This window comes from Pseudomonas sp. QD4, from assembly GCF_049199125.1.
Classification (GTDB): Bacteria; Pseudomonadota; Gammaproteobacteria; order Pseudomonadales; family Pseudomonadaceae; genus Aquipseudomonas.
In genome coordinates, this window is record NZ_JBLZOM010000001.1 from 482,110 (window position 1) to 506,242 (window position 24,133).

Consider the following 24,133-nt stretch of genomic DNA (forward strand, 5'->3'; position numbering starts at 1 on the left):
CCTCATCTATACATGAGGTTTTATAAAGAGCGTCGGCTTGCCTTTGCAAGCCTTCATTCGCCGCAGCGGGTGAATTCTCGAAGTGGAGTGCACATGGACAAGCGTCATATTCCTTCTGGTCATTATTCGCAAACTGCGTCAGAGACGAGCGCCTCGACGCAGGACCGTCACTCAAGAACCGGGTGGGCCGCCTTGCTGTCTGGCTGGAATGGTGTTCGTTCGCTCGCGCTCGCGGGGGGTGTCGTGCTGCATGCGATCAATGTGTATATCGCCACCACGATTCTGCCCTCCGTCGTCTCGGACATCGGCGGTATCGACTATTACGCCTGGAACACCACCCTGTTCGTCGCGGCTTCCATTCTCGGATCGGCCCTGTCGGCGAGGTTGCTCACCAGCGCCGGACCGCGCAGCGCCTACGTTATTGCCTCGCTGGTGTTTGCGATCGGCACCTTCATCTGTGCAAGTGCCCCGTCAATGCCCGTCATGCTGGCGGGACGTCTGATTCAGGGGCTGGGCGGTGGTTTCTTGTTCGCGCTTTCCTACGCCATGATCCGGCTGGTGTTCGATGAAGCCTTATGGCCGCGCGCGATGGCGTTAGTCTCGGGCATGTGGGGCGTGGCCACCCTGGTCGGGCCTGCCGTCGGCGGGATCTTCGCTGAACTGGGTGTATGGCGAGCGGCATTCTGGTCGCTGATCCCAGCCGCGGTGCTGTTTGCCCTGCTGGCTGTCGCCGTATTGCCCAAGCGCAGGGCTGATAAAGGCGAACGCTCGCCGCTTCCACTCGCCCAACTCGTTCTCCTGACGTCGGCGGTTCTCGCCGTCTCATTCGGCAGTGTTTCCTCGACCCTGTCCTGGAACATCGCAGGCCTGGTCGCCGCCGCTGTCCTGACGGCTCTGCTGGTGGCCACTGAAGGCCGCGCCCGCCATAGGCTGCTGCCGGAAGGTGCATTGCGCATTACAACAGCGCTGGGTGCGCTGTATGCAACGATGTCGCTGCTTGCGGTCGCGGTTACCAGTGGCGAGATATTCGTGCCGCTGTTCCTGCAGGTCCTTCACCATCAGTCCCCGCTTGCCGCCGGTTATCTTGCAGCGCTTATGGCAGCCGGATGGACGCTGGGGTCAATTGCCAGCGCAGGGGCGACGGGTAAAAGCATCCGGTACGCCATCCTCGCCGGTCCGATCCTCGGCCTGGCCGGCATGGCAGCGCTTGCCGTTTTGATGCCCGTCGAAAGTACCGGCGGCGGGCTCGCGATCACGCCGATCTGCCTTGCGCTTGTGGCCATCGGATTGGGGGTGGGGCTGGCTTGGCCCCATCTGCTGACCCGCGTGTTTCAGGTCGCCTCGGCAGGCGAGCAGGCTCTGGCGGCAGCGTCCATCACCACCGTGCAGTTGTTCGCCACTGCGCTCGGTGCTGCGTTGGCGGGGATGGTGGCCAACGTCGCAGGCCTCACGGACCCCGGCGGCATCGCCGGCACGGCAAGCGCCGCCGGCTGGTTGTTTGGCGTGTTTGCATTGGCGCCGATCCTGGGTGTTTTTACGGTGCTGCGGGTGGTTCGGCTGCATGCCAGAACTGCCGAGGTTCAGGAGGTTTGACGCTGCATGCGATTGTTCTCGTGTGCAGGGTTCGGGTAAAACAGCAGCCCATGCGCGTGCTGCCCTGGGTCGACCGCAGGCTTTGCTAGCAAAACGACCATCCGCGGGCCGCACGTACGCCAAGCCCTATTACCAATTCAGGCCAACCCGGATGCACGAAGATCTTGCAAATAACGATATCCAGGCGCTTAACGCGGCTACCCGGCTTGCAGCAGTTCATGGTGCCGGGCCTTTGGGCATTGACGGGTATGAACAGGTGGTGGAGCTGTGCGGTCGCGTCGCGCAGGGCTGGTTGTTTCGCTATCGAGTAGTTTGCAGGCTGAACATCGCTTCTGAAGATCAGGAACTCTTCGCGGGCGCCGCTGGCTGTGTCGTTACTGATGAAGGGCAGGTGAGGGATTTGCCAGGCCCGGCGTTTATGGAAGTGCTCTTGGCTTCGGCTTAGCGCTGTTGGAGGCGTACTGAAATACCTGAGTCGCAAGGAGCTGGATAGTGAGTGAAGGGCTAGACATTGTTAATGTTCTTGAAGGGTTTTTAGACGGCCTATATAGGAAGGCTTCGAAAAGTCAAAATATTTCACTGACGAGAAACAAGGGTCACTACTTCTACTCGGGTCAAAAAATATGTGTGTATGTCACGTTTTTCCCCACAGAAGTTGAGCTTGTTTTTGATGGTGAGGAAGTCGGTGCCGGCATTTTCTGTGTTGCGCTGGATATATGCAGCCCAAATGGAAAAATACTGGCTGGCGATAGCGTGTCGCTGAAGGGCCGGTGTAGCGAGATCAAAGCCGCATTGGATGCTCAAAAAGAGTCGGTATTGACTCAACTCTTGAAATTCCTGGGTGACTAAGTCGTCATGCTCAGTGCCAGGCACAGGCTGATGATGGTGTGGAACCGGTGTTTGCTTGCGCAGAGAGCAACACCAGAGGAGCGAAGTTTTCGGCCTGATTTGCACATCATTTGCGGTCAGCATGAAGGTTTAATGAAGGGTTTTGACTCTTCGGCTTTCGCCGATTCTGATACGGTCCAACGCCCTGTTTAATCCATCCAGTGCGTCCAGGAGCGCTTTCGCTTCGACCTCTCGGCCATCTCCCCAGAGGCGTTCGGCCATTTTGTTAAGGGCCTGAATGGATCGTTCAATATCGGCAGCAGTCGCGGCCTCGGTGTGCATCTGTTGTTTCTTTGCCATTCAATAACAATTCCGCAGCGGCCCTTTAGGCAGTGCGTCATTTTGTTCGGGCGGTGAGCGACGCGTCTACAGGTTATTCGTGCAGAGGGCCGATGGACATCAAATCGGCGTTGGCTTGGCTCACTTCGCCACTGACCGTGTCTGCCAGTGGCTCCAGCAATTGCGCCCCGTGGTTTCGAACATTGCCCACGGCGGTGCCGACCTTGAACCACTCGAAGGCCTCTGCAGCCTCCCCTTGATGCAGCGCCATCTGTTCGGCACGTTCTCCTGGTGTTGCCGGGTCCAGCCATTCCCGGGCCATTTCGGGGGAAAGCACCACCGGGCGTCGGTCGTGAATGTCGACCATGCCGCCCTGAGCGTTGGCAGTGATGATCACAAAACCGTCGCTCTGGCCGTGGCCTTCATCGAGACCGGGCAGTTGTCCGATCGATGTGCAGAAGATAGGCGACCCGTCGCGATGCCTGATCAGGTAGGGCTGTTTTTTCGGGCTACCTTCGTCGACCCACTCAAACCAGCTGTCGATGGGACATATCGCCCGGTGCGGCCAGATTTGCCGGTAAAAAGGGCCGTGGGCGACCTTTTCGATTCGGGCATTGATCGGTACGGTCCGATCCTTGGCCCAGTGCGGACGCCAACCCCAGCGCACGGTATCGGCATGCAAGGTGTCGCCGGCAACATGGAGCAGGGCCAATTGCATCGTCGGCGCCGCGTTGTAGCAGCCAAGGGCCTGCTCGCCGACCCTGTTGACCATGGCCCCGGGCATGCCCAGGGCCGCGACGAAGTCGTGAATGCCGCGGTACTGGCTCAAGCGTCCACACATCATGGTTTTCCTCGGGTGGAGCAAGAATCATAGTTCATCGATTCAATGCGCCGGCTACCACTGGACGGCGCAGCGGAGCGTCGTGCAAATCTCGTTGCATTGGTTTTCGCGTGCCCCCAAGCTTCGGGCCTGCTCAGTTAAACCTGAGGTCGCAGGCCGAGGCAGGCTTGGCTGAGGTGGACATTGGTGTTCAGACCGGCGCGAAGCCGAATCAAGGAGTTTTATCGGTGCAGATCAATTCTGGCTGGGTTGGACATGAGGGTGCGTCTACCGACGCTCTGGAGCGCCTCCGATCCGTGGCCCCATCGGTTCTACCTCTGGAGTATTACCAGTTGCTGGCCGGCAGCAACGGTGGTGAAGGCGACCTACCTGATCCCTTTTTCACCCTGTGCCTGGACCCGGCTGAAACAGCCTCGGATCTTGAGCAAATCGAGATGTTCGCGGACATCGCTCCCGGGTTGTTTGTATTTGGCAGCGATGGCGGCGGCCAGTTGTTCGCGTTCGATACCCGGGGTGAAGCTCCGCTGCCAATCGTTTCCTTCGACGGTGTCGATCCGGATGCAAGTCTGTGCCGGGTGGCAGACAGCTTTGCCGAACTGCTGACGCTGATCGGCCGGGAGTGAGGGTGAACAATGGCGCTGGAATACACGGCATGGAGGGCAAGTGAATGAGTTGGCACATCAGGCAGGCGGTCTTGAGCGACATAGAATTTCTGGTGGAGATCGATCCCGTGACCCGGATCGATGCCGGCCGCCGGGATGACATCGAGCGCGCCGTAGTTGCTGGAGAATGCTGGGTGGCCTGTGCTGCGAATCAGCCTGGGGTGCCGGTCGGTTATGGCTGTCTCGACCGAAGCTTTTTTGCAGAATGGTTTATTTCGCTGGTGGTGGTTTCAAGCGCATGGCGACGCAGTGGCATAGGCCAACAATTGGTGACTCATCTGGAGCGCTGCTCCGCTGGGGTAAAAATCTTCACTTCGGCCAACACTTCGAACGAGCCGATGCGCCAGTTGATCAGGCAGCTCGGTTATCAAGACAGCGGCAGAATCGAGAATCTTGACGCCGGTGATCCCGAGCTGATTTTCGTGAAGTTCTTGAGTCGGTGAGCGATAGCGGGGAAAAGTGTTGCCCGAGTGGGGCCCGGGCCGCCATTTCCCAACTCGATACTTCTCGTGGCCCCTGGTTCAATCCTAGGTTCTGGACGTCAAAGCGATGCGTTTCTGGGTTACGACCAGCATTGCCGTCGCGGTAATGCCGGGCGTCAGGTAAATGATCCAATACAGACTGTCGGAGCCCATCTCCAGCGCCACCATCAGCAGGCCCAATGCAGTTCCCGTCAAGACACCCGACACCAGCAGGCATTTGTTGTCGAACCTGGGGTGGGAACTCATTGCGATGGCATAGATCTTCCAGCCCATTGCAAGGCTGAACGTCGCAATGCCAATGATGATAAGCGCGTGCACAAAGGTGTCAGAGCCAACGCCTAGCCGTCCCACGATCTGCACCAGGGCCGCGTACGCCCCCTGGATAAACACCAGTGTGACCGGCAGCAGGCCAATGATTGCGCCGATGGTCAATTTGATTCTGAGGCGGGCAAGGCTGTTCAAGTGTTTCCTTAATCCGTTCAGGGGGGATGAAGTTCGAGCTGCTGCCTGTGGCAGGTTTACTGTTGTGTGAAGGGGCGGGCCTGCGCGCTCCGTGATGCCTGCCGGCCAGCGCGAGCAGGCGTCCTCGCCACAAGCGTCATTCCAAACCGCTGCTCAGCCGATGGGCGTCAGGCGACTCCGTTGCTCGGCATTGGGGAAACCCAGGGTGCGATAGCGGGGCGGATAGAGGTCTTTGTCGGGTGCAAGCAGTTCCCCCAGTACCGACTCGACGTCTTGCCAGGCGAACACCTCGGTCACTGCCGAGCCTTCATGATGGGGTTGCACCAGAACAATCCGGTCAGTCTTGGGCAGGGAAGTCTCGACCCCTTCTGTCCAGGCCGCTATGGAGAAGGTCTTGCCATTGTCTTCAGCGTTTTCGTAGAGCATGTACGTGGCGACGAATACATCTTCTTTCTGATCCTCATGGACCTTGTCCAGCATCTCCTTTTGCATGCTGTAGATACCTTGGGACATCAGCCGTGCAAGGGCGTCCAGCCGCTCAGTAAGTTCCGGATCCTGCAGGACGAAAGGAATGATCTGACGCTCATCGTAGGTGTAGATCTGGCCGGAAAGGACGCGGCCGTTTTCCACGGCCTGACAACTTAGCTCGATCATATGGCGCAGGCCCTCGGGGTCCTTGTCCCCGGTGACCATCAGCACATCACGGGTGGGCATCATAAACACCGGCTGGCCCTTGATCGGCGCGCGCTGCAGAACATCGGGCAGCAGCGCCCGGCTGGTGTCGTAGCCGTCTTTCCAGGCACCCAGGTAAAGCCCGGGGATGACCTCTTCGAATGCATCGGGCGTAGCTTCACGCAGGTTGTCCAGGGCGATGGCCAAGGCTTCGTCGAAGCTGATGCCCCAATCATCCTGCGGGCCCTTGGTCAGGGTGGATGTGGTCTCTGGGTAGTCGACCGCCAACAAGGTCACGCAATCCTTGCCCAATGGCCGATGCGCGACGATGTAGGGTGAGTCCCAGCCTTCGCTGCGGGCGTGATGCAGGCGCACCTCTTCCAGCATGGCGCGGTTGCGGATCACCGGCCGTAGCAAGGGGCGAACTTGCTCGAAGGTCAGTATCGGACTGTTCTCGGCGCCGAGCAGGGTGGCCAGATAGCCAGAGAGAACCTGTGGCTTGTGTTGTTTATCGGCTTTCAGGTAGTCGCGGTAAGCGTTGTGCAGATTGAAGAAACCGTTATCGCCGTGACGCAGGCGGAATTCGTCTGGCAGGTACTCAAGCGTGGCGCTGTAGCCGCTGTCGCGAGCGGCCTTGATCATCTTCTGGGCGAACCCGTCCTGGGTAGGAGGGCGGTTGAAGAGCCCATCGAAAAATTCCCTGAGCATGTTGCAGGTCCTCCATGAGTGTGAGCAGTCGATGATGCTGGCGCGAGTGGTTCAGGTAAAGCCGGTGGCCGAAATAATGGCCTCGGGGTTGTGGATGGACCCGGCCAGCGTCGCAGAATTCCCCGGCAAGGCGCCCATTTCACAAGATGCTGATCTTCAAAGGATTCAAGCATGGCGATCACGTCCGTAGAATGGGCTTCCTTCACCGTCACGGAGTGGTAAATGATGCGGCGCGAAATTGGCTATTGGGACCGCGAGGGTAGGGAGTTGTTCTACTACCTGGAGTTCAACCCGCAGACTGCGGAGTTTTTTATCACCTGCGAGCATACGCCGCGCGATGGAAGCAAAAGCGTCCGCTCGGTCCCCCTCAGTGAAGCTCGCGGCGAACGTTACTACGAAGACGCGTTGCTGATCATCAAAGAAGAGCTGTTCAGAGACTATCGGCTCTGAGTGCTGCCTGGGATTGAGCAACAACCCCGGAGGCGGATGCTACTTATCCGTGCAGGACACTTCGAGCCCTACCTTCAAGCGATCCAGCGCGACCATGGTCTTGAACCACCTGACGTTTGCGTTCTCGGCGAACAGGCGTCGCGCCAGGGCCTGGTACTCCTGCATGGAGCCAACGTTGACGATCAGCACGAAGTCGGCTTCACCGGTGACGTAGTAGCACTGCTGGACTTCAGGCACGGCGAAATGCTTTTTCATGGACTCCAGCGCGTCGATGCTCGTGCGCTCGGTCATGACCTCCACCACGATGGTGATGGCTTTTCCCACCTGCGTAGGGTCGACGATCGCCACGTTACCGGTGATCACCCCGCACTCCTCCATGCGCTTGAGGCGGCGTTGCACCGAGGCCGAGGAGAGGTTTACCCGATCGGCCAGCAGGCGCAGGGGCGTCGTGTTGTCGAACTGGACGATTTCCAGAATGGCGCGATCGAATCCATCTAGGGCGTAAGGCGTGGTAGCGGATGGTTTTGGCATGATGGCTAAGTGAGATAATTTCCCGAAAACTACCACGATTCAGCGAAAAATTATCCTCGTGAAAGAAATATTATCTCGCCCGTTCCTGCTTTTCAGGAGCCGTCGAGAAACCCCACAGGATAATTCTGGCATGTCGATATTGGTGCATCTTTCCCCCGTATTGCTCGTGATGTTCATGCTCATGGTGCTACGCCGTCCGCCGGTGCAGGCGGCCATGGCAGGGACCGCGCTGGTGGCCGTTTTGTGGTTGGCAGGGGCTGCTGATGCATGGCAAACCTTAACCTTGCTCGCGGCGGGTCGGGATACTGCGGTGCTGTTTCTCAGCACAGCGTTTGTCATTGTGCCGGGCATGGCGTTCGTCATTCTCATCGAGCGCTTGGGCGTCAATCTTGTGCTGAGTCAGTGGGTGCAATCCCTCGGGCTGGATCGCACGCAGCAAGTGGTATTCATCGTCCTGGGTCTGGCGCCGTTGCTGGAGTCGATGACCGGCTTCGGGGTGTCCCTGATTGCCACGGTGCCGTTGCTGCTCAGCCTGTTTGAGCGACGCGTGGCACTGCGCATCGCCCTGACCGGCATGGCGATCATGCCCTGGGGCACCTTGGGGTTGGCCACAGTGATCGGTGCTTCGCTGGCGCATCTGGATGCCTCGGCGCTGGCGTCCACCTCGGCACTGACCAGTTCACTGGTGTTCCTGGCGCTCGGCACTGTGGCGCTGTACCTGGCGGGTGTGCGACAGGCCCGAGCGCTCGGTGTGCTGGGGGCTTTCTGGCTGCTTTTTGTGAGTGTGTTGTACGGCGCGAGCCGCTGGATGGGACCGGAAGTCGCCGGGGTCGGCGCGGGCCTGGTGGTGGCCTGTTCCGTCTTGCTGTGGGCACTGTCGCGTGTACGTCGCAATGGTCACCAGGGCGAAGGCGTACGCTGGCCGAGACAGGCGTGGCCGTATCTGGCACTGATCGCCTGTATCGTCGCATTGAAGGTGCTGAGCACCGTCACGCAGTGGCAGGACCTCTGGCTGGTGCAGGGCGCCCAGGTGACCTGGAAGCCGCTTGCGTCCCCGGGTGTTGCGCTGACGTTGGTCTTGATCGGCCTGCTGCTCTACAAAAGGGATTTGCGCCGTCATGAGCTCAATGAACATGGGCTGCTGCGTGGTCTGGCCGTTCGTACCAAACGGCCGCTGTTGACGATTTTCTTTTTTCTCGCCATGTCGCAAATGATGGTCAAGGCGGGCTTTCTGTTGGGGTTGGTGCAGACGTTGGCAGGGCTGGCGCCCTCGGCGGTGATGCCGCTGATCGCGGGGTTCGGAGCGCTGTCCGGCTACATGACCGGTTCGAATGTGGGCGGCAACGCGATCTTCATGCCGGCCATCGCACTGTTGCCTGAGTCGTCACGCTTACTGCTGGCCGCGGTACAGAACAGCGCGGCAGGTCATGCGGCACTGGGTTCGCTGTCAATTGTGATGCTGGTCCTCGGGCTGGCCAAGACCAGCACCCAGGAGGAGGGCGAACTGGTGCGGTTCGGTTTCGGGTTGGTCTGCCTCAATACCCTGATGGTCGGGCTGGCCGCGCTGGTGTGGATGGCATGAAGTGTCGACGTTGCGCCAGAAACTTCACTCTGCAAGGTGCAACTGTCTTGGTTGTGTGAGAATGCGCGCGATTTGCCCCAGACAGTAATAAGGACGTTGCGTGTATCTGAAAGTGATGTTGGTGATTGGTTCGGTTTTGATCAGCGGTTGTACTGCTGTTTTGGCTCGCACGACGGAATTTCGTTGTCCGTATCTGGGTGTCCGGATCGACTGGAATCTGGCCAAGGACAATAACGGCGTCCTATGGCCGTTGCTGGCAATTGATGCGCCATTTTCAGCCGTGGTCGATACGGTCTTTCTGCCCTTCGAACTTCAGCACAGTTGCAACTTATGACCAGGGGCTCGGCGCAGCGGGTTTCAGGCCTGAGGCCTCGGGCCCGCGCTTACAAGCGCCGCAAGAATGAACTGACAATGGTCTTGGTCGGGCCGGTGGCATCAAGTCCGTTCGCCGCGCCATAGGCATGCCATTCAATGTCGGCAATTTCATTGAGGGGGCGGGCATCTTCGACATTGATGACCGCCGCTTCAAAGACATGGTGGCGTACATTGCCGGCGTCCACCTGCAGGATGTAAAGCAGTTCGCTGGCGTCCAACCCTGTTTCTTCTCGCAACTCTCGGATAGCGGCATTGGCCACGGATTCTCCGGGTTCGACCTTGCCGCCCGGTAGCGTCCATTTCGAACGTTGTTTACGCACGAAGAGAATTTGCCCGTCCTGTGTGCAAATGACTGTCGCTCTATTTTTCATATATGCACCTCACCGGCTCGCTATGGACAACTACTGCACCTCAAGTGTGCGAGGGTAGACGGCAGCTATCTTCAAGTTGTCACAAAAATGTCATATGGATTGTTATGCATTATTGATACCGGCGTGTTTCATCAGTTCAATATAGGTCTTATATGAAAATAGGCCGCTAGGCGAAGTGGCTTGCCCTTTGATCAGGCAGTATCGAAGGGCAATAAAAGAACAACTATTTTTTTGCCGTGGAGGTCAGTTTTGCGAGTGTGCTGGCTGTGTCGCGGTGCGCTTTCGGTTGCGAGCTTCAGGCGCGGCAAGGTTTGAACTGGGTGTTGGAAGTTCGTCATACCCACTTTCTATCGAAAATGAGCGGCAGTTGGCATTTTTTTCTCAACGACCGAAGCGGTAGCCCTTACGTTCGCCTACGCTGGATAACAAATTCGATAAACACCCCCGCAAGGAGCAAGTGATGCTCTCGACTGTTGAACTCTGCCACATTCTGGAGTCCGGCTTTCTCCCGCTTGCCTGCGCCTGCACCCTGAGCCCTAACGGCGCATTGATGATCAAGGTGTTCGAGCCGGAGTCGGGGCGGGTGGATCTGCTGCTGACCGGGGTCTCGACAGCAGAGCTCACCAACGTGCGATCCGTTTCCAACCTTATTGGTGAACTGCGCACTGAAATCAGGGCCGGGCGCCGAGCGTTTGCCGGTGGTTTTACCAGCTACGCCGGCTGAGGCGATCCGCATCGTGCGCCGTCGCACCATTTCACTCAGGGCAGACTTTGCAGGTGAGCAGCCAGGGCATCGAAAGCGGGCAGGGTGACCGGGTCATTGGCTGAGTTGCTGGCCACCGGGTGCGACGCGTAACGCACAATCACCATCTGTGCCTTGGGATCGATATAGATCCGTTGCCCATGCACCCCGCGCGCCATGAAAGCACCGCCATCCTTATTGGTAACCCACCACATCGATCGATAACTCCAGCCTTTCAACAACGCATAACCGGCCTTGGCGAATGCCTCCTTGTCGCCGCCCTGGCGAATATCGGTGACAACCGCTTGCGGAATAATCTGCTGGCCATTGAATTGCCCATCGTTGCGCAGCATCTCGCCAAAGCGCGCCAGGTCGCGTAGACCGGTGTTCAGGCCGCCACCGGCAAACGGGGTACCGATCGAGTCCACAGTGAAGTACGCATCCTGTTCCGCGCCAAGGCGGCTCCAGATCCGCTCCGACAGCAACTGGGCGACATTGCGCCCGCTGACGCGGGCAATCACCCAGCCCAATACATCCGTATTGATGGTTTTATAGCTGAACGCAACACCGTGCTTACCTTCCAACTGCACGCTCTGCAGGAATTCGTAATAGGTCCTCGGACCTGTGTAGCCCTTGGGTTTTGGCAGAGGATTGCCTGCTTGGGCATGGGCCCAAACCTCGGCATTCGGGTCTGCGTAGTCTTCGCTGTACTTGAGCCCGGTGGTCATGTCGAGCACTTGGCGCACGCTGGCATTGGCGAAGGCGGAATGGGCCAGTTCGGGGACGTAGTCGACGACCCGTTTGCTGGCATCTATTCGACCTTCGGCCACCAGGGTGGCACCCAGCGTGCCAACTACCGACTTGGTAACTGACATCGCCGCATGCTGGCCCTCGGGTGTGAGCACGCCAAAGTAGCGTTCATAAACGATTTTCCCGCGGTGCAGCACCACGATCCCGTCGGTGTAAGTGGCGGCCAGCGACTGCTCCCAAGTCATTGCTTGTTGAGTGCCGATGGGGGTGAAACTCAGGCTGTCGATATCACTGCGCAAAGCCGTGGGCAGTGCCACGGGAGCGCCCAGGCCACGGGATACGTTGATCGTGGGCATCAGTTGACGAAAGTTCGACACGCTCCAGCGCATGGCCGGGAACTGAAAATAGCTGCCATCTTCAAAACGTACCGTGCGTTCAGCAGGAGGCGGTGAACCCACCATCCACCCCAGTTTTGCCGGGTCACTGGCGGCCGCATCGGGAAAGACCGGTTGATCGGCAGCGCCGGCGATGGACGCGCAAAAGCCGAGCAAGATCGCAGGCGTGCGTCGTGCGAGAGGGCGGCGAAAAAACTGAGGCATGGGCATATCGTCGATTCCTTTCGAAAGGCCCGGAAGTTTAACAGGCCAAACGCTGCCTGCTGGGCGACTGCTGACCATCGACCCGAACAGATCCGACGGCAGCGGAATTTGGCAAGCTCGGATGGCCGATTAATGACAGTTGAACATGTGATGTTTTACTTCTAACTTGCGCCTGTTCGCCCAGCACAGACGATTCTTTACCGGTTCATGGATGGCGAGGTCGTACGTGCTGGGCGAACCCTTCGCTGACTGCTTTTTCTCCCTTCTCATCATCAATAACGCATCACGCGCGTTTGCTCGCAGTGTTCGATCAGGATTGGATCCCGCTTGATCCCGCTCAGCGCCTGGCGGACGCATAAGCCTTTGAAAATCAGTTGGTTGCGAGATATTTCGCATGTTAAGCTGCGCAACTCGCGAAAACCTTCAGTGAACTCACGTTCAAGCCGGCAACGGTACAGGACGTACAAAGCACCACATTGTTGGATGAGCTCTGTAGATCAATGATTTATGGCGCTTTTTTCTGTCGAAGAAGTAAAAGGGCGCAGATTGCCAAAAGGGCTCTACGACCTTGCTTCAGTGCAAAGGGATGTATATATTCCTCCCCTTGCCGCAAATGCACCGGAATGGCTTGATCCTGATTAACCCCTTCCACGCTGCTGCATAGCGCTACCGCCCGAATGGCGAAACTGGTAGACGCATGGGACTTAAAATCCCCCGCTCGTAAGGGCGTGCCGGTTCGATTCCGGCTTCGGGCACCATATTTATCAAGGGCTTGCGTGATTTATCAGGCGAGCCCTTTTTATTTCTGCTCCGCAATTTGATGGTTTTGGCGTGAGCCTTCCTTCGCCACAAAACCCATAGTTCCGCACGCCTCGCAGTCCTCTCTCAGCGCGAAGTGGTCTCGGCACGACGCGCATTTGCTGAAAGCCGCAGCGAGAAGAAGAGACCGGGCTCGCAGGTACATCTCGAATTCGTGGTTTTCCAGGGTGACCTGCGCGGTGTCGAGCAGCGCCCGGTATGCGTCGGGGGCATCGATGTTCGAATACTCTTTCCCGTTGGTGCGCTGGCCGGTGATCACCAGGTCATAAATGCTGCCGTCTTGCTTTGTGATCGTCATGCCATCCATTGCCCAGGCTTCGGCGCTGGTTATGAACACAAGCCGACGTGTTCTGTTCTCTTCTATTACCTGCGCTGCCATCTGGCCGACTAAATCCTCTGGAAAGCAAATGCTGCCGTTGAGCTTGCCTATGGGTGGGCCGCCAGCTCGCGGCATGAGGTCATAGAAGCCCCAGGCGAGTAACCGGGTTCCCAGTCATTTAGGGTTTCGACTGTATGCCAATACGCTGCGTTGGCCAGTTCGACGATTTCCAGCTTTTCCATCCGATCGATGGCGTCGGTGTCGAGCATGTCGCCCGAATTCGCGCTACAGATGGTTCTGTGGGCTTCTGGGTTCGCCACCCGCAATTCGTAGTCATCAAGGTGCTGGCGACACTTGGCTGGTTTGTGCGTAGGGGCAACTGCTTTTCTAAAGCTGTATGTGCATGCATTAAACGAGGCTAGAGGGGGGGCGCGATTTGAGGCGACGAGCTGTAGCGGATTTGGTCATGACCATGTAGGCGGCCACCAGTGTCGGTGCGACCTTTATAAGCGATAAGACCGGTAGGTTCGTTTCAGGGAGCGATAGCCACCGCAACCTCGACTGGTTTTTGCACGGTTTAAGCCCGGTGGCTGCAAACGGGTAGGTATGCGTCATCGCTGACTGCAGCTAAGCGGTGATAGCTGCCTGTTGCGAGGGCTGCAATCGAGACCTATTGCAGGTAATCGGGAGTAACAAGCCATAGCAGCCGTTCACATCGGGGGATTATCAGATCGATACAAGCGTCTCTGCACACTCCACATCTTCGTACTTCAGGATGCAATCGAACGGGCCATTTGCCGACTGGCGCCGGGTGGCTGGCCGGTGATGCGCTTGAAGGCACGACTGAAGGCCGCCTGCGAGGTGTAGCCCAGGCGCTGCGCGACGGTTTCGATAGGCAGTCGCTCGAGACTTAGCCATTGACTGGCGAGGCGCATTCGCAGCTCCGTTGCATAGCGCAGCGGGGGGATGCCGATAGTGGCCTGGAAGCGTTCTGCGAAAACCGAGCGAGAGGTATTACATTGCGCCGCCAGTTCCGCGACGGTCCAGTCACGCGCCGGCTCTCGGTGCAAGGCCAGAAGCGCGCGAGCTAGCCTGGGGTCGCGTAACGCGGCCACCAAGCCAGAAGCGTTGCCGCAGGCGCATTCAACCCAGCCGCGCACGATCATTGCCGCCACTACGTCGGCGAGGCGAGCGAGGATGCCTGCGAAGCCGACGCGTGCGGTACGAACTTCGCGCTCCATGGAGGCGAGAATCGGCATAAGCCCTGGATAACGCTGCCCCCTGGCATCAATCAGCATCAGATCAGGCATCAACCCGCCGAGACCTTGCATGCTTCCGAGTTCAAACTCCATGCAGCCGCTAAATATAATGGTGGTGGGGCTGACATCGGCGCCGGGGGAAGCATCCACGGCGCAGACCGCGTCGCCGAGAGGGGCCGTATCGAAGCTGCCGATGTCTTGGGCGGGGACGTCCAGGCTTGAGAGAAGTTGATGAGATTCACCCTGAGCGATGAACACGGCGTTGCCGGCCGACAACTCGTAGAAAGTGCCATCCTCCGCACACAGGACGGCGGTGCCGACGGCGAGGAAGTGGAAGTAGGCGTGTCCTGGTTTGGCCGCAAAACCCAGCCCGAAAGAGGGGCCGGCCTGGATGCGACGGTACTCGACGCCCCGCAGGCGCATGCCGCGCAACAGTTCGTTGATGAGATCGGACGATAAGGCGAACTGATCTAGAGAATTCATTTCGGGGTTTTGATCAAAAACTAAAGATTTTGCATCATAGAACATCCTGTTCTGCGTCCATAGACTTCTGGTTGAGATAATTTCCAGAGGTGTTTAGTGATGAGTAATGGGGTGTGTGACGTTGTAGCTGATGCGCGCTTTGGCAACGAGGCTGATTTAGAGCCAACGACGCCGGCCTGGATGGCGGTATTTTCGCTGGCGATGGGCGTGTTTGGATTGTTGACGGCGGAGTACCTTCCGGCCAGCTTGCTGACGCCGATGGCCGTTGAACTAGGGGTGTCGGAAGCCCTGGCGGGGCAGGCGGTGACAGTGACGGCGGTAGTGGCGCTGTTCTCCGGGTTACTGGTGCCAGGCTTGACGCGAGGGATCGACAGGCGAGTGGTATTGCTGTGCTTTTCCACGCTGATGATTGCCTCCAACTTGCTGGTGGCTTTCTCTTCCAGCCTGATAGTGCTGCTGATCATGCGGATTTTGCTAGGTATCGCACTGGGCGGCTTCTGGAGCATGGCGGCGGCAGTGGCGATGCGCCTAGTGCCGGCTGCGCTACTGCCACGGGCCCTGTCGATTATTTTCAGCGGTATTGCAGTGGGCACTGTGGTGGCGGTGCCGCTCGGCAGCTATTTGGGCGGGCTGTATGGCTGGCGCAGTGCTTTTGTGGCGGCCGCCGCCGTCGGGGTAGTGACGCTGGTTTTCCAGCTTTTCACGCTGCCGCCGCTGGCGCCGCGCAGGACGGCGCGGTTGAGAACGGTGCTTGAAGTGCTACTGCGTCCGGGCATTGCCGTTGGCATGCTGGGTTGCGTGCTTGTGCACACAGGGCACTTCGCGTTGTTCACCTACATCCGGCCGTTTCTGGAAAGCACAACCGGCGTGGGGGCCGAAGGATTGGCGTTGATGCTTCTGGGGTTCGGCGCGGCTAATTTCGTCGGCACGCTGTTGGCCGGCTGGCTACTTGAACGTAGCCCGCGCGGGACAATGGTGCTGATGCCTGCGCTGGTCGGCGTTGCAGCATTAGCCTTGGTGTTGCTGCCTGCTTCTGTGCCGTGTCAGGCATTGTTGTTGGCGCTCTGGGGCATGGCTTTCGGCGGTGTACCAGTGGCGTGGTCAAACTGGGTAGCCCGGGCGGTGCCAGATCAGGCGGAAAGCGCGGGAGGAATGGTAGTGGCCTCGGTGCAGTCGGCGATCGCTGCAGGTGCCGCTGCCGGGGGCGTTATGTTCAGTTTCAGTGGCATCGCCGGCGTATTTGTCGCTGCCGGCATCCTGATGCTGCTCGCAGCGCTGTTGATCGGGATGCGGGTCAAGGTCGAAGCGCCGGAGCACGGCGCCGGAGGCAATTCGGTTCTGCATCTTTAAGATGACTTGTCAGGTGGTGGATAGCTTCAATATCCGTGTAGATAGCGTAATCTAGAGCCGTCGCGGCCGTCAGCAAGAGAATGCTATCCACCAGTTGGTGTAAATTTATAATTGATTTTCAGAAACACAATTAACAATCGCGTCCATTAAGGCTCGCAAGTTCGCGTCTATCTACGCGTGTGTTAGGCCACAGGAAAGAGTATGTCCGACATCTTCATTATCCAATCGACGGAAGTGTTCTCTCGCCTTAGCGCATCTCATCCCAGTGTCGAAGTTTGGCAGGATAGCGAGTTCTCAGATGATGGTTACGCTTACTACTGGCTGGTGGCGAACAGCGACGGCGAGACCCGTATGCTTGCCTATGTCCGCTGCAAAGATGGAGGCTGCGAGCAGCGCACCTATGATCTTGAGGGCGATGATCTTTGGATCCCCGCGGGCACTGCTGCGGCCTAACCCTTCATTCAAGCCGACGCCGCTTAGTAGCGCGGCCTAATTCAGGTGTTAGTGACTGCTTCTGGCCGATAGATGTCAATCGCGAATGGCCGTTACCTATCTATTGCTGCAGGTGGCGACGTTGAAGGCAGCATAGCGTGAGCAAAGCGTGATTTGCGCCGACGAACTGTAGAGGGGTTTGGGAGTGTGTTCGGTCGGCAGGATGCCGGGAGGGCGTTCCGGTCTTTGCGCGTAAATCACGCATTTGGAACTCTGGTTTTGCAACTCCCGCGGCCTCCCTTGCCATGTCAAATCTCCTGCGCAACATCGCCCTAGTCATCGGTGTGCCATCCTCTGATACGATCAGCCGCGTTGATCGGACCTTGTGCGCCGACTTCCGATTTATGATTCGATCAATCAAAACCTTAAGCTCCCCGATCACCTCGATTCGTCGCTTGGCTTTTTTTTCCTGCAGAACCCAGATTTGGCCTTCCCGAACATCACGCTCTTCCATAAGTCGACTGTCTGTCACTCGCTGGTCGGTCAAATAGGCCGAATCCATGGCGTCACGCAGACCGGCGTCCGCCTTGTCATGCACACGCTTGAATAGTTTGTCCTCGACCTAGGTATCCCGGCCCTTCTCCTTATTGCCCTTGATTCCTTAGCAAGGATTGGCCAGCGATGTGTAGCCCTTATCCTAGGCGTAGTTCCAGATAGCGCTCAACAGAGCTTTTTCCCGATTTGCGCGGAAGGGTGGCCGCTGTAGCGGCTGACTTTGAAGGGAGAGGGCGGTATCGTCCGTCCCGAACACGCAGAAGCTGCGATGTGGTCTTGCGATGTCCGTCACTCAATATTAAGGATTGATCTTGTGCCGAACGCTGTGATTGTTAAGAGGAAGGTATTGTTCGGCGACTGTGATCCGGAGGGGATAGTCTATACACCTAGGTTTTCGTACTTCGTTGTTGAGGCTGTTCATGATGCACTTACAGTGTGGCTTTCCGGTCCCGGATTAAGAACGCTGCTGGGTTTTAATCTACTGCCTCCAGCAAGGGCTTTCTCGCTAGAGTTTCTTCGTCCGGTCACTTGGGATGAAGAACTCTCGATGAAAGTAAGTGTTTCCAGTGTTGGGATTCACTCGTTCACATTTCTAGTCGAGGGTCATGTAGCGCCAGATGTCATGGCATTTACTTCTAATCTTACACACGTTTGCATCTCGCCGGTTACCAGGGAAGTTATTGAAGTTCCCGAGCAACTGAGGGCGCTACTCCTGTCTTGAGTTGTAGTTGCTTGGATAGGGCAAAGCGGATCGAGGTTTGGCACGCCGGTAATGATCAGCTTCGTCACTGTCGAGCGCTCGACCTTCAGCGCTTCAGCGATTTTGCTTTCCATGGGCAATACCTGTCCTTGCCGCTATAGCGGCTGACTTTGAAGGGGGGGCAATTGTTTTTTGACTTAGAGCCAGCTTGCCCCCCGCATCGACGATGCTTGGTAAGCGGGCGACGCGGACAGCTGTATCAATCGGTTGAAAGGGCAGAGCGTTATGGAAAGCAACGTCTTGGAGTTCTTTAGGCGCTATCGGTACTTGTTGCTGTCGTTGATGGTGGCTGCTTCGTTCGTGAACGTTTTTGTGCGTTTTTCTGGGGATTGGCGTAATTTCTTTGGGGCGTTATTCGTGCATGGATGGTTCATCCAGGCAGTATTTGCTTACTTCCGAGGAGGCTGGGTTGGCATTGGACCGGGCGGATTACCCAAGGATGGGAACCCCATGGGCAGGGCAGCGTTAGCCGCAACGGCGTTCGCGTTTTACCTTTTGATGTTCACCTACAGTGGATACAGTTGCGATGAATCGGTCCATGAAAGAAAAGCTTCTGACTGGACGATGCCTACTCGAGAAGAGTTCAGGCGAGCGCCAGAGCAATAGCCAACTCGTGTGAGCAAAGGTTACTCACCTTGAAGTCTCCCTCGTTCTTAAATTTCTCCACACCCAATGCTGCGTCCTTAGCCGCTGCCTTCTCGCGCTTGCGGCGCTGTTTGAGCGCCGCCGCCGTCGGCTCTTGCTGTTCCTCGGCCATGGCCAACCTCTACAATTCCGGTGTGTGCGCCCATTCGTTAGCGCCCTGATTGCCTAGCGTTTGCTCTTGGGTACTGGGGGGGCGGCGTGAAAAAACCTGATGCCTCTGGGCCAGACCGTCTGGTAGTAGTGGTACCGTCTACGCAGCCATCCTGGAGCCCGCTAGATGCCTCGTCAAAGTCCAACTCATCTCATCGCAACGCCTCTAGCCGCGCCAAGTACTGCAAACCCTGGCGCTCACCCACCTATTTGGCATCGAGGCCCGGACTTACCGATCATTAGCAGCACTGGTTGGGCCATTTGGGGTTTCTGCTTTATGTTGCTTTGGTCGTTGCCGGGCTTAGGGCTGACGATATTGCTCCTTCTCGGGTTCGAAGCGATGCAAGGTGAATCGCGCAGCGATGGGTCGAGTTTCACGTTGTCGTTGCTCATCCAACTCCTGCTTGGTTCTGTTGTGCTAATGGGTCTGGTCTTCGCGTGGATGTTCTCTGCGCCTAAAGTGCTGGCCTTCACGTTCGATGAAAACCGGCAACTGCTGACCCTCACTATCACCCGTCGCGGCCGTAAGCCCACCGAAGTGCAGGTGCCATTCAGCGACATTAGTTGCATCACCCCTTATGTGTTCGCCAGTTATGACCGCGATGGCCATTTTAGCGTCGTGTGTCAGGGACCGAAGGACAAGCAGTTCGTCTATCGATTGGCTGAGGGTACTTCTCTGGAAGAAATGGAGTTTCATGCTGCGTGGTTGCGAGGAATAATTGGCTCACGGATGCACGAAGTGGTGAATCAGGACAAATGAACGGCTACATCGCTTGATACAGGCTATGCGGCGCACGAATTGGTGCCCAAGTTGATCTTTGGCTTGCATGATGTCACCACTGAACTCCGCTTTATCCGTATCAAAGTCATAGAGGGGAGAGGTATCGTTGCCACCTCAGATAGGGAGGTGCGCTGTGGTCGTACACGGAGTTGAATACACGTTTTTTACCGCCTCACACGTGACAAAGGGGCATGACGGCTTGGGGCTTGAGTGCTGGCGTGGCAACGATATGGTCTTTGAGATATTCAGGAATGACGAAACGCTGCGTTTTGAGGTAAGCCTGTTCGAGCAGGATGTCCCTCTGGAGTTGCTCGAGTTCGCTATCTCGACTGCTCGCGAAAGCTTGGGTGAGTTTGTGCCGTAGAACCTCTCCTTGCCGATATAGCAACTGACTTTGAAGGGGGAGGGTTACAGCGGGTTGACGTGAGTAATCGAAGTGCGGAGCGCGGTAAGAAAAGCCCCCGTGATTCGTTTCCAGACTGTCCGGTAGTAGTGGTAACGTCTACGCCGCAATCTCTCGAGACAGCCAGATGAATCATCAAAGACCAGCTAACGACTTAGCAACACCACCTGGCGAGCCAAACACTGCCCACCCGTCTATTTGGTATTCCGGCCCTGAAATACCCATTATCGGAAGCAATGGTATGGGCGTTTTTGGTTTCTCTCTTGCGCTGATTCTGCTTTTACCCGCCTACGGGCTGGCGACGCTCCTTTTCACTGGGCCGGACGTCATACAGGGTGTGCAGCCTAAGTATGGTGAGAGCCTCACTGCGTCATCCTTCATCCTGTTAATGCTGGCCATTGTGGTGTTCATTGGTGCGTTCTTTGCGTGGATTGTCTCTGAGCCTCAAGTGCAGGCTTTCACGTTCGACGAAAACCAGCAGTTACTGACCCTCACGATTACTCGTCGTGGCCGAAAAGCCACTGAAGTGCGCGTGCCATTTAGCCAGATCATTTCCATCCGTCCTTACGTACTCGCAACGTTTGATCACGATGGTCATTTTCTCGTCGTTTATCGCGGGGCGAAGGGCAAGCTGTTCGAATATCGATTGGCTGATGGTACTTCTCTGGAACAAATTGAGTTTCATAGTGCGTGGTTGCGAGGAATGATAGGAGAGCGGATGTGCGAGTTGATAAATCTCGACAAATGAAAGTAGCCATTAAATTCAGCTACTAAATGTTGTGATTCAACTCAACTGCGCAGCTAATTATTGGATTTCAGTACGAACTCTAAGTCCCGTCTGACCCACTGGTCGATTGGTCGGCCCAGCATGTATTCAGTCGTCATGCAGAATTTCATTGCCAGCCTTGTCCAGGCGATGGGTGCTACGAGTGCGCTTCACTCAAATGAGCAGGCCCATGACAAAGCACGGTATTTATGATGGGCACGAAGGCTTTCTGCTCTGGAACTACATGGCGTGAGGGCCGGGAGACCTGGCGGATCAACGTCGAAGTGAAGCGGGGCGGCTAAGTGGTGGTGCCGGTTGTCGCGGGTGATCGCCCCTCTCCTGACGGTGGCCTGGCACAGGTTGCCGGGCGAGAGATGGGTGCCAGGCTGGTAGCCGCCGGAGGCTAAAGCTGCTGCAGTATTCGACGTCCGATCCAGCGCACCACCGTGACGGCTTTGGAGTTACCGACCACCTTCAGTGCAGGTGCTTTATCGCCACCGCCGCCGGATGCTCGTAAGCAGTTCTGCACTTCACCACCCAGCTCAGCTGTCCCGATACCGGACTAAGAGCAGTCCTCCGTTACCGGATGCAGCGAGCAGTGTGGATTATGCGGAACTAAAGTCGGCAATACCGTCTACCTTTCAAGGGGGCATTCCCTTTCAGAGAAGACGGTCATGTTTAATTCTCGCTCGCTTGTAGCCGCTGTTACCTGCCTTGCTTTGGCCGTAGGCTCAGTGACGGCCCTGGCCGATCCTGGCAACGGGAAAGGCCAAGGAAATGGGAAAGGCAACTCCCAAGGCGGCCAAGGCCAAGGCCATGGCCACCAGGGCAACAAGGGGAAAGGTTCCAGCGCAGATGATTGGGATCGCGGGCCCAGCATTGACCGGGGCGGTGTACTGGGCGTGATCGGTGGCTACCGTGACTATTGGCGCCCAGGTCCTTCACTGCCGCCTGGAATACAAAAGAACCTAGCTAGAGGAAAATCTCTTCCTCCAGGCATTGCAAAGAAGCTGGATGGTCGCTTGTTGGGCAGGTTGCCCCACTACGACGGCTATGAATGGCAACAAGCGGGCACTGACCTGATACTCGTCGCAATTGCTTCCGGCATCATTTACGAAGTTCTCAACGGAGCCTTTGATTGAGCTGCTTTGGGATCAACGATCTCGTCGCCCGGGCCGCGCCTCAAGTCGCTTAAGCTTTGAGTATGAAATTCCCGCGTCACGTTTTCGCTAATACCTATTTCGTGGTGCGGATAGCTCAAAAACTCGAGCAACTCGTCGTCGCCCATTAAATCCAACTTCATGATGGCGATCTGCACCGCTTGCAGTGAATCGGAGCGCTGGATATCAGCCAGCAGTTGCAGGGCCTTGGCGCGCACGGCGGGGCTCAGGGCCAGGTGCCCCAATGGGGGGCTGGAGTCGCGATCGCTCATTGATGTATCGCCTCTTACGGGCTGTTAAAAAATGGAAATAGGCTTAGTTGCGCAGAGCGTTTTGGCTCCGTACGTGCTGTGCTGTGAAGTAGAGTTAGCGCCTCACTCATTTGGATAGAGACAGATGCGAATGGAAGCGTTAGCTACTTTTTCCACTAAGAATTTCAAGCCGACAGGCCTGAGCCCTGAATCGCCCTGGGTTTCTTAGGGCGTGGGCGACCGCTTTTGGAGCAGTCATTCAGCGTCTACTAAGCCAGAGGGAACTCAGTTCGATTGGCATTGCCGGTCACGCGTAGCCTGGTTAAATCTTGAATTGCCTTAACAGACCTTCAAGGCGATGGCCTATGGCGTATAGCTCATCGACAGTTTTCACGCCGTTTTGGGTCTGGTCCGCGACGCTTTCAATCGCGCGAGCAATTTGATGGACGCTACGGTTGATTTCTTCGGCCACTGACGTCTGCTCCTGAGCGGCACTGGCAATGTGCGCGTTCATCGTATTGATGGTAACGATCAGTTCGACTGCTTTGCCCAACGATTGGCCAGCCTGCTCAGCGTGCAGGCTTGCGCCATTGCCCGCTTCGCCGGAGTGGCTCATCGCGGTGACGACCTTGGTCGTGGCCTGGTTCAGCCGCTCGATCATGGCCTGAATTTCCTGGGTGCTTAGTTGCGTCCGGCTTGCCAATGCGCGTACTTCATCGGCTACCACTGCAAACCCGCGCCCCGCGTCCCCGGCCCGTGCCGCTTCGATAGCAGCATTGAGTGCCAGCAGGTTGGTCTGCTCGGCGATTGAGCGGATGACATCCAGCACCGTGACAATACCTTCTACATCGCCTTGCAGACTTTTTAACGACACTCCGCCCGTGGACAGGTCAGCGGTCAGCGCGTCCAGGCGGGTGATGCTTTCATTGACGACCTGCCTGGCATGCTGGGCCTGCTGGTCGGTTTCGGCTGCTGCATTTGAAGCGCTCTGGGCACTGACGGCCACCTCCTGCGCCGCGGAGGACATCTGATTGATTGCTGCGGCGACCTGATCGGTTTCCTGGCGCTGTTGCTCCATGACGTGATCGATGCACTGGCTCTGTTCCGCTACTTGGGTGACCGACTCATTCAGCTCCCGGGCCATGCTAATGATCTGGCTGACCAGCCCGTGAATCTTGTCGGCAAATGCATTGAACGACACCGCCACCTGTCCGAACTCATCGCGACTGCTGGGTAAGCGTCGCGTCAGGTCGCCTTCGCCCGCTGCGATTTCATCGAGGTGTTCGCGAATTCGCGACAGGGGACGCAGGCTTTTTTTCACCAATAACAACGCGAGCGCGCCGATGATTCCCAGCGCAATCAGGGCTATGACGGTTATCCCATAGACGAGGCTGCGCACACGCTGGTGGATTTCCCCTCGCACCTGGGCCACCTGGTTTTCGATGGTGTCGAGGTTAATGGCCGTCACCACCACCATGTCCCAGGCCGGCAGGTAAAGACTGTAGGCCAGTTTTGGAACGACTTTATCCGTGTTGATCAGGGCTCCGGAATAGTTGACGAAGTGGCTGCCGTTCTTCGCTGCGGCAACCATTTCCCGATTCAGGTAAATCCCGTTTTTGTCTTTGCGGTCACTCATATTGGTGCCGACGCCTTCGCTGCTGTCGCCACGAAACAAGCGCACGACCTGACTGTCGTAACCGATAAAATAGCCATCGTCGCCGAACTTCATTTTGGACAGTCGCGCTATCGCCAGCTCACGTGTTGCCTTGTCCCCTGCCTCAGCCTGCGCATACAGTTCCGCCACAGAAGTTTGCGCAAGCGTGGCGTAGTCTTTCAAGCGTTCCCGGCTTTCATCGAGCAGACGCTCGCGGGTCAACGTGACTTCGTGCTCGGCGCTCGACAGCAGGGTGGCGCTTGTTGTCAGTGCCAGCACCGAGGACAACAGCACCACGGGGGCCAGCACCAGGATCAGTACTTTGTTCTTGAACAGCATGTAGGGGATTCCTCACCTTA

General features: G+C 57.3%; 28 protein-coding genes, 1 tRNA gene and 2 pseudogenes. 17 read left to right on the plus strand and 14 right to left on the minus strand.

What is annotated here, in order from left to right:
- Positions 1 to 93: 93 nt before the first annotated feature.
- From ACOZJV_RS02070 to ACOZJV_RS02080, 3 genes are all read left to right on the plus strand, one after another.
- Positions 94 to 1,593 carry an MFS transporter gene (locus ACOZJV_RS02070; protein ID WP_421546690.1) on the plus strand — a complete coding sequence of 500 codons (1,500 nt, stop codon included), beginning with the start codon at positions 94 to 96 and terminating at the stop codon, positions 1,591 to 1,593.
- Between the two features lie 151 nt (positions 1,594 to 1,744).
- Positions 1,745 to 2,038, plus strand: a complete 294-nt coding sequence (locus tag ACOZJV_RS02075) for a hypothetical protein (protein ID WP_421546691.1) — start codon at positions 1,745 to 1,747, stop codon at positions 2,036 to 2,038.
- Positions 2,039 to 2,085: 47 nt separating this feature from the next.
- Positions 2,086 to 2,442 (plus strand): hypothetical protein, encoded by a 357-nt coding sequence (locus ACOZJV_RS02080; RefSeq protein WP_421546692.1) that lies wholly within the window; start codon positions 2,086 to 2,088, stop codon positions 2,440 to 2,442.
- A 129-nt stretch (positions 2,443 to 2,571) separates the two neighbouring features.
- Here the strand turns inward: ACOZJV_RS02080 and ACOZJV_RS02085 are convergent, their stop codons facing one another.
- Positions 2,572 to 2,781 carry a hypothetical protein gene (locus tag ACOZJV_RS02085; RefSeq protein WP_078473087.1) on the minus strand — a complete coding sequence of 70 codons (210 nt, stop codon included), beginning with the start codon at positions 2,779 to 2,781 and terminating at the stop codon, positions 2,572 to 2,574.
- A gap of 73 nt (positions 2,782 to 2,854) precedes the next feature.
- Entirely contained in the window at positions 2,855 to 3,601 is a 747-nt protein-coding gene (locus tag ACOZJV_RS02090) for an SOS response-associated peptidase family protein (protein WP_421546693.1), read from the minus strand.
- Between the two features lie 227 nt (positions 3,602 to 3,828).
- Here ACOZJV_RS02090 and ACOZJV_RS02095 point away from each other — a divergent pair, with 227 nt between their 5' ends.
- Together ACOZJV_RS02095 and ACOZJV_RS02100 are read left to right on the plus strand one after the other, a co-directional pair.
- Positions 3,829 to 4,224, plus strand: coding sequence for an SMI1/KNR4 family protein (locus ACOZJV_RS02095; RefSeq protein ID WP_421546694.1), 396 nt, complete (start codon positions 3,829 to 3,831; stop codon positions 4,222 to 4,224).
- 44 nt (positions 4,225 to 4,268) lie between these two features.
- A complete protein-coding gene (locus ACOZJV_RS02100; RefSeq protein WP_421546695.1) occupies positions 4,269 to 4,706 on the plus strand; it encodes a GNAT family N-acetyltransferase in 438 nt (145 codons plus the stop codon).
- Positions 4,707 to 4,790: 84 nt separating this feature from the next.
- On the opposite strand, the gene ACOZJV_RS02105 is transcribed toward ACOZJV_RS02100, so the two are convergent.
- Positions 4,791 to 5,207: a hypothetical protein gene (locus ACOZJV_RS02105; protein WP_421546696.1), complete on the minus strand. Its 417-nt coding sequence runs from the start codon at positions 5,205 to 5,207 to the stop codon at positions 4,791 to 4,793.
- Between the two features lie 153 nt (positions 5,208 to 5,360).
- Positions 5,361 to 6,587 carry a hypothetical protein gene (locus ACOZJV_RS02110; protein ID WP_421546697.1) on the minus strand — a complete coding sequence of 409 codons (1,227 nt, stop codon included), beginning with the start codon at positions 6,585 to 6,587 and terminating at the stop codon, positions 5,361 to 5,363.
- 222 nt (positions 6,588 to 6,809) lie between these two features.
- Here ACOZJV_RS02110 and ACOZJV_RS02115 point away from each other — a divergent pair, with 222 nt between their 5' ends.
- A complete protein-coding gene (locus ACOZJV_RS02115) occupies positions 6,810 to 7,037 on the plus strand; it encodes a hypothetical protein (RefSeq protein WP_238596220.1) in 228 nt (75 codons plus the stop codon).
- Between the two features lie 39 nt (positions 7,038 to 7,076).
- Here the strand turns inward: ACOZJV_RS02115 and ACOZJV_RS02120 are convergent, their stop codons facing one another.
- The gene (locus tag ACOZJV_RS02120) at positions 7,077 to 7,568 is read right to left on the minus strand and encodes an Lrp/AsnC family transcriptional regulator (protein ID WP_201131148.1); all 492 of its coding nucleotides are present in this window, start codon (positions 7,566 to 7,568) and stop codon (positions 7,077 to 7,079) included.
- Positions 7,569 to 7,698: 130 nt separating this feature from the next.
- On the opposite strand from ACOZJV_RS02120, the gene ACOZJV_RS02125 reads away from it, so the two are divergent.
- Both ACOZJV_RS02125 and ACOZJV_RS02130 read left to right on the plus strand, forming a co-directional pair.
- Positions 7,699 to 9,150, plus strand: coding sequence for an L-lactate permease (locus ACOZJV_RS02125; RefSeq protein WP_421546698.1), 1,452 nt, complete (start codon positions 7,699 to 7,701; stop codon positions 9,148 to 9,150).
- 100 nt (positions 9,151 to 9,250) lie between these two features.
- Positions 9,251 to 9,484: a YceK/YidQ family lipoprotein gene (locus tag ACOZJV_RS02130; RefSeq protein ID WP_201131146.1), complete on the plus strand. Its 234-nt coding sequence runs from the start codon at positions 9,251 to 9,253 to the stop codon at positions 9,482 to 9,484.
- Positions 9,485 to 9,533: 49 nt separating this feature from the next.
- On the opposite strand, the gene ACOZJV_RS02135 is transcribed toward ACOZJV_RS02130, so the two are convergent.
- The gene (locus ACOZJV_RS02135) at positions 9,534 to 9,896 is read right to left on the minus strand and encodes an NUDIX hydrolase (RefSeq protein WP_078473079.1); all 363 of its coding nucleotides are present in this window, start codon (positions 9,894 to 9,896) and stop codon (positions 9,534 to 9,536) included.
- Positions 9,897 to 10,356: 460 nt separating this feature from the next.
- Between ACOZJV_RS02135 and ACOZJV_RS02140 the strand changes: the two genes are divergently transcribed.
- Positions 10,357 to 10,620 carry a DUF1652 domain-containing protein gene (locus tag ACOZJV_RS02140; protein WP_421546699.1) on the plus strand — a complete coding sequence of 88 codons (264 nt, stop codon included), beginning with the start codon at positions 10,357 to 10,359 and terminating at the stop codon, positions 10,618 to 10,620.
- Positions 10,621 to 10,655: 35 nt separating this feature from the next.
- On the opposite strand, the gene ACOZJV_RS02145 is transcribed toward ACOZJV_RS02140, so the two are convergent.
- A complete protein-coding gene (locus tag ACOZJV_RS02145) occupies positions 10,656 to 11,993 on the minus strand; it encodes a serine hydrolase domain-containing protein (RefSeq protein WP_421547567.1) in 1,338 nt (445 codons plus the stop codon).
- A gap of 665 nt (positions 11,994 to 12,658) precedes the next feature.
- On the opposite strand from ACOZJV_RS02145, the gene ACOZJV_RS02150 reads away from it, so the two are divergent.
- Positions 12,659 to 12,745: transfer RNA gene (locus tag ACOZJV_RS02150), tRNA-Leu, on the plus strand.
- A gap of 41 nt (positions 12,746 to 12,786) precedes the next feature.
- On the opposite strand, the gene ACOZJV_RS02155 is transcribed toward ACOZJV_RS02150, so the two are convergent.
- The gene (locus ACOZJV_RS02155) at positions 12,787 to 13,185 is read right to left on the minus strand and encodes a hypothetical protein (protein ID WP_421546700.1); all 399 of its coding nucleotides are present in this window, start codon (positions 13,183 to 13,185) and stop codon (positions 12,787 to 12,789) included.
- 710 nt (positions 13,186 to 13,895) lie between these two features.
- Positions 13,896 to 14,867 (minus strand): cupin domain-containing protein, encoded by a 972-nt coding sequence (locus tag ACOZJV_RS02160; RefSeq protein WP_421547568.1) that lies wholly within the window; start codon positions 14,865 to 14,867, stop codon positions 13,896 to 13,898.
- Between the two features lie 99 nt (positions 14,868 to 14,966).
- Between ACOZJV_RS02160 and ACOZJV_RS02165 the strand changes: the two genes are divergently transcribed.
- On the plus strand, positions 14,967 to 16,217 hold the full coding sequence (locus tag ACOZJV_RS02165) for an MFS transporter (protein WP_421546701.1): 1,251 nt from the start codon (positions 14,967 to 14,969) through the stop codon (positions 16,215 to 16,217).
- Positions 16,218 to 16,418: 201 nt separating this feature from the next.
- Complete coding sequence (locus tag ACOZJV_RS02170; protein ID WP_421546702.1) at positions 16,419 to 16,670, plus strand: hypothetical protein; 252 nt, start codon at positions 16,419 to 16,421, stop codon at positions 16,668 to 16,670.
- Between the two features lie 214 nt (positions 16,671 to 16,884).
- Here ACOZJV_RS02170 and ACOZJV_RS02175 read toward each other — a convergent pair.
- Positions 16,885 to 17,403: pseudogene (locus ACOZJV_RS02175) on the minus strand (tyrosine-type recombinase/integrase); the annotation flags it as partial.
- A gap of 69 nt (positions 17,404 to 17,472) precedes the next feature.
- On the opposite strand from ACOZJV_RS02175, the gene ACOZJV_RS02180 reads away from it, so the two are divergent.
- Entirely contained in the window at positions 17,473 to 17,925 is a 453-nt protein-coding gene (locus tag ACOZJV_RS02180; protein WP_421546703.1) for an acyl-CoA thioesterase, read from the plus strand.
- A gap of 622 nt (positions 17,926 to 18,547) precedes the next feature.
- On the opposite strand, the gene ACOZJV_RS02185 is transcribed toward ACOZJV_RS02180, so the two are convergent.
- Positions 18,548 to 18,721, minus strand: a complete 174-nt coding sequence (locus ACOZJV_RS02185) for a hypothetical protein (protein ID WP_421547609.1) — start codon at positions 18,719 to 18,721, stop codon at positions 18,548 to 18,550.
- A 315-nt stretch (positions 18,722 to 19,036) separates the two neighbouring features.
- Between ACOZJV_RS02185 and ACOZJV_RS02190 the strand changes: the two genes are divergently transcribed.
- From ACOZJV_RS02190 to ACOZJV_RS02205, 4 genes are all read left to right on the plus strand, one after another.
- Positions 19,037 to 19,519 (plus strand): hypothetical protein, encoded by a 483-nt coding sequence (locus ACOZJV_RS02190; protein WP_421546704.1) that lies wholly within the window; start codon positions 19,037 to 19,039, stop codon positions 19,517 to 19,519.
- Positions 19,520 to 19,673: 154 nt separating this feature from the next.
- A complete protein-coding gene (locus ACOZJV_RS02195; RefSeq protein ID WP_421546705.1) occupies positions 19,674 to 19,904 on the plus strand; it encodes a hypothetical protein in 231 nt (76 codons plus the stop codon).
- 166 nt (positions 19,905 to 20,070) lie between these two features.
- The gene (locus ACOZJV_RS02200; protein ID WP_421546706.1) at positions 20,071 to 20,691 is read left to right on the plus strand and encodes a hypothetical protein; all 621 of its coding nucleotides are present in this window, start codon (positions 20,071 to 20,073) and stop codon (positions 20,689 to 20,691) included.
- 692 nt (positions 20,692 to 21,383) lie between these two features.
- Entirely contained in the window at positions 21,384 to 21,851 is a 468-nt protein-coding gene (locus ACOZJV_RS02205) for an anti-virulence regulator CigR family protein (protein ID WP_421546707.1), read from the plus strand.
- Here the strand turns inward: ACOZJV_RS02205 and ACOZJV_RS02210 are convergent.
- The 3 genes and pseudogenes from ACOZJV_RS02210 to ACOZJV_RS02220 all read right to left on the minus strand — a co-directional run.
- Positions 21,821 to 22,141: a hypothetical protein gene (locus tag ACOZJV_RS02210; RefSeq protein WP_421546708.1), complete on the minus strand. Its 321-nt coding sequence runs from the start codon at positions 22,139 to 22,141 to the stop codon at positions 21,821 to 21,823. The two genes, ACOZJV_RS02205 and ACOZJV_RS02210, sit on opposite strands and share 31 nt — an antisense overlap.
- 301 nt (positions 22,142 to 22,442) lie before the next feature.
- Positions 22,443 to 23,264 carry a methyl-accepting chemotaxis protein gene (locus tag ACOZJV_RS02215; RefSeq protein WP_421547569.1) on the minus strand — a complete coding sequence of 274 codons (822 nt, stop codon included), beginning with the start codon at positions 23,262 to 23,264 and terminating at the stop codon, positions 22,443 to 22,445.
- Between the two features lie 36 nt (positions 23,265 to 23,300).
- Positions 23,301 to 24,113 (minus strand): annotated as a pseudogene (locus tag ACOZJV_RS02220) (cache domain-containing protein); the annotation flags it as partial.
- Between the last annotated feature and the right edge of the window lie 20 nt (positions 24,114 to 24,133).

Bases quoted from the DNA above. Each gene is read 5' to 3' on its own strand.
- ACOZJV_RS02070 (WP_421546690.1), top strand. From the start codon at position 94: ATGGACAAGCGTCATATTCCTTCTGGTCATTATTCGCAAACTGCGTCA.
- ACOZJV_RS02075 (WP_421546691.1), top strand. From the start codon at position 1,745: ATGCACGAAGATCTTGCAAATAACGATATCCAGGCGCTTAACGCGGCT.
- ACOZJV_RS02085 (WP_078473087.1), bottom strand. From the start codon at position 2,781: ATGGCAAAGAAACAACAGATGCACACCGAGGCCGCGACTGCTGCCGAT.
- ACOZJV_RS02090 (WP_421546693.1), bottom strand. From the start codon at position 3,601: ATGTGTGGACGCTTGAGCCAGTACCGCGGCATTCACGACTTCGTCGCG.
- ACOZJV_RS02100 (WP_421546695.1), top strand. From the start codon at position 4,269: ATGAGTTGGCACATCAGGCAGGCGGTCTTGAGCGACATAGAATTTCTG.
- ACOZJV_RS02110 (WP_421546697.1), bottom strand. From the start codon at position 6,587: ATGCTCAGGGAATTTTTCGATGGGCTCTTCAACCGCCCTCCTACCCAG.
- ACOZJV_RS02115 (WP_238596220.1), top strand. From the start codon at position 6,810: ATGATGCGGCGCGAAATTGGCTATTGGGACCGCGAGGGTAGGGAGTTG.
- ACOZJV_RS02120 (WP_201131148.1), bottom strand. From the start codon at position 7,568: ATGCCAAAACCATCCGCTACCACGCCTTACGCCCTAGATGGATTCGAT.
- ACOZJV_RS02125 (WP_421546698.1), top strand. From the start codon at position 7,699: ATGTCGATATTGGTGCATCTTTCCCCCGTATTGCTCGTGATGTTCATG.
- ACOZJV_RS02135 (WP_078473079.1), bottom strand. From the start codon at position 9,896: ATGAAAAATAGAGCGACAGTCATTTGCACACAGGACGGGCAAATTCTC.
- ACOZJV_RS02140 (WP_421546699.1), top strand. From the start codon at position 10,357: ATGCTCTCGACTGTTGAACTCTGCCACATTCTGGAGTCCGGCTTTCTC.
- ACOZJV_RS02145 (WP_421547567.1), bottom strand. From the start codon at position 11,993: ATGCCCATGCCTCAGTTTTTTCGCCGCCCTCTCGCACGACGCACGCCT.
- ACOZJV_RS02155 (WP_421546700.1), bottom strand. From the start codon at position 13,185: ATGGCAGCGCAGGTAATAGAAGAGAACAGAACACGTCGGCTTGTGTTC.
- ACOZJV_RS02160 (WP_421547568.1), bottom strand. From the start codon at position 14,867: ATGAATTCTCTAGATCAGTTCGCCTTATCGTCCGATCTCATCAACGAA.
- ACOZJV_RS02165 (WP_421546701.1), top strand. From the start codon at position 14,967: ATGAGTAATGGGGTGTGTGACGTTGTAGCTGATGCGCGCTTTGGCAAC.
- ACOZJV_RS02170 (WP_421546702.1), top strand. From the start codon at position 16,419: ATGTCCGACATCTTCATTATCCAATCGACGGAAGTGTTCTCTCGCCTT.
- ACOZJV_RS02180 (WP_421546703.1), top strand. From the start codon at position 17,473: ATGTGGTCTTGCGATGTCCGTCACTCAATATTAAGGATTGATCTTGTG.
- ACOZJV_RS02185 (WP_421547609.1), bottom strand. From the start codon at position 18,721: ATGGCCGAGGAACAGCAAGAGCCGACGGCGGCGGCGCTCAAACAGCGC.
- ACOZJV_RS02190 (WP_421546704.1), top strand. From the start codon at position 19,037: ATGTTGCTTTGGTCGTTGCCGGGCTTAGGGCTGACGATATTGCTCCTT.
- ACOZJV_RS02200 (WP_421546706.1), top strand. From the start codon at position 20,071: ATGAATCATCAAAGACCAGCTAACGACTTAGCAACACCACCTGGCGAG.
- ACOZJV_RS02205 (WP_421546707.1), top strand. From the start codon at position 21,384: ATGTTTAATTCTCGCTCGCTTGTAGCCGCTGTTACCTGCCTTGCTTTG.
- ACOZJV_RS02210 (WP_421546708.1), bottom strand. From the start codon at position 22,141: ATGAGCGATCGCGACTCCAGCCCCCCATTGGGGCACCTGGCCCTGAGC.
- ACOZJV_RS02215 (WP_421547569.1), bottom strand. From the start codon at position 23,264: ATGGCCCGGGAGCTGAATGAGTCGGTCACCCAAGTAGCGGAACAGAGC.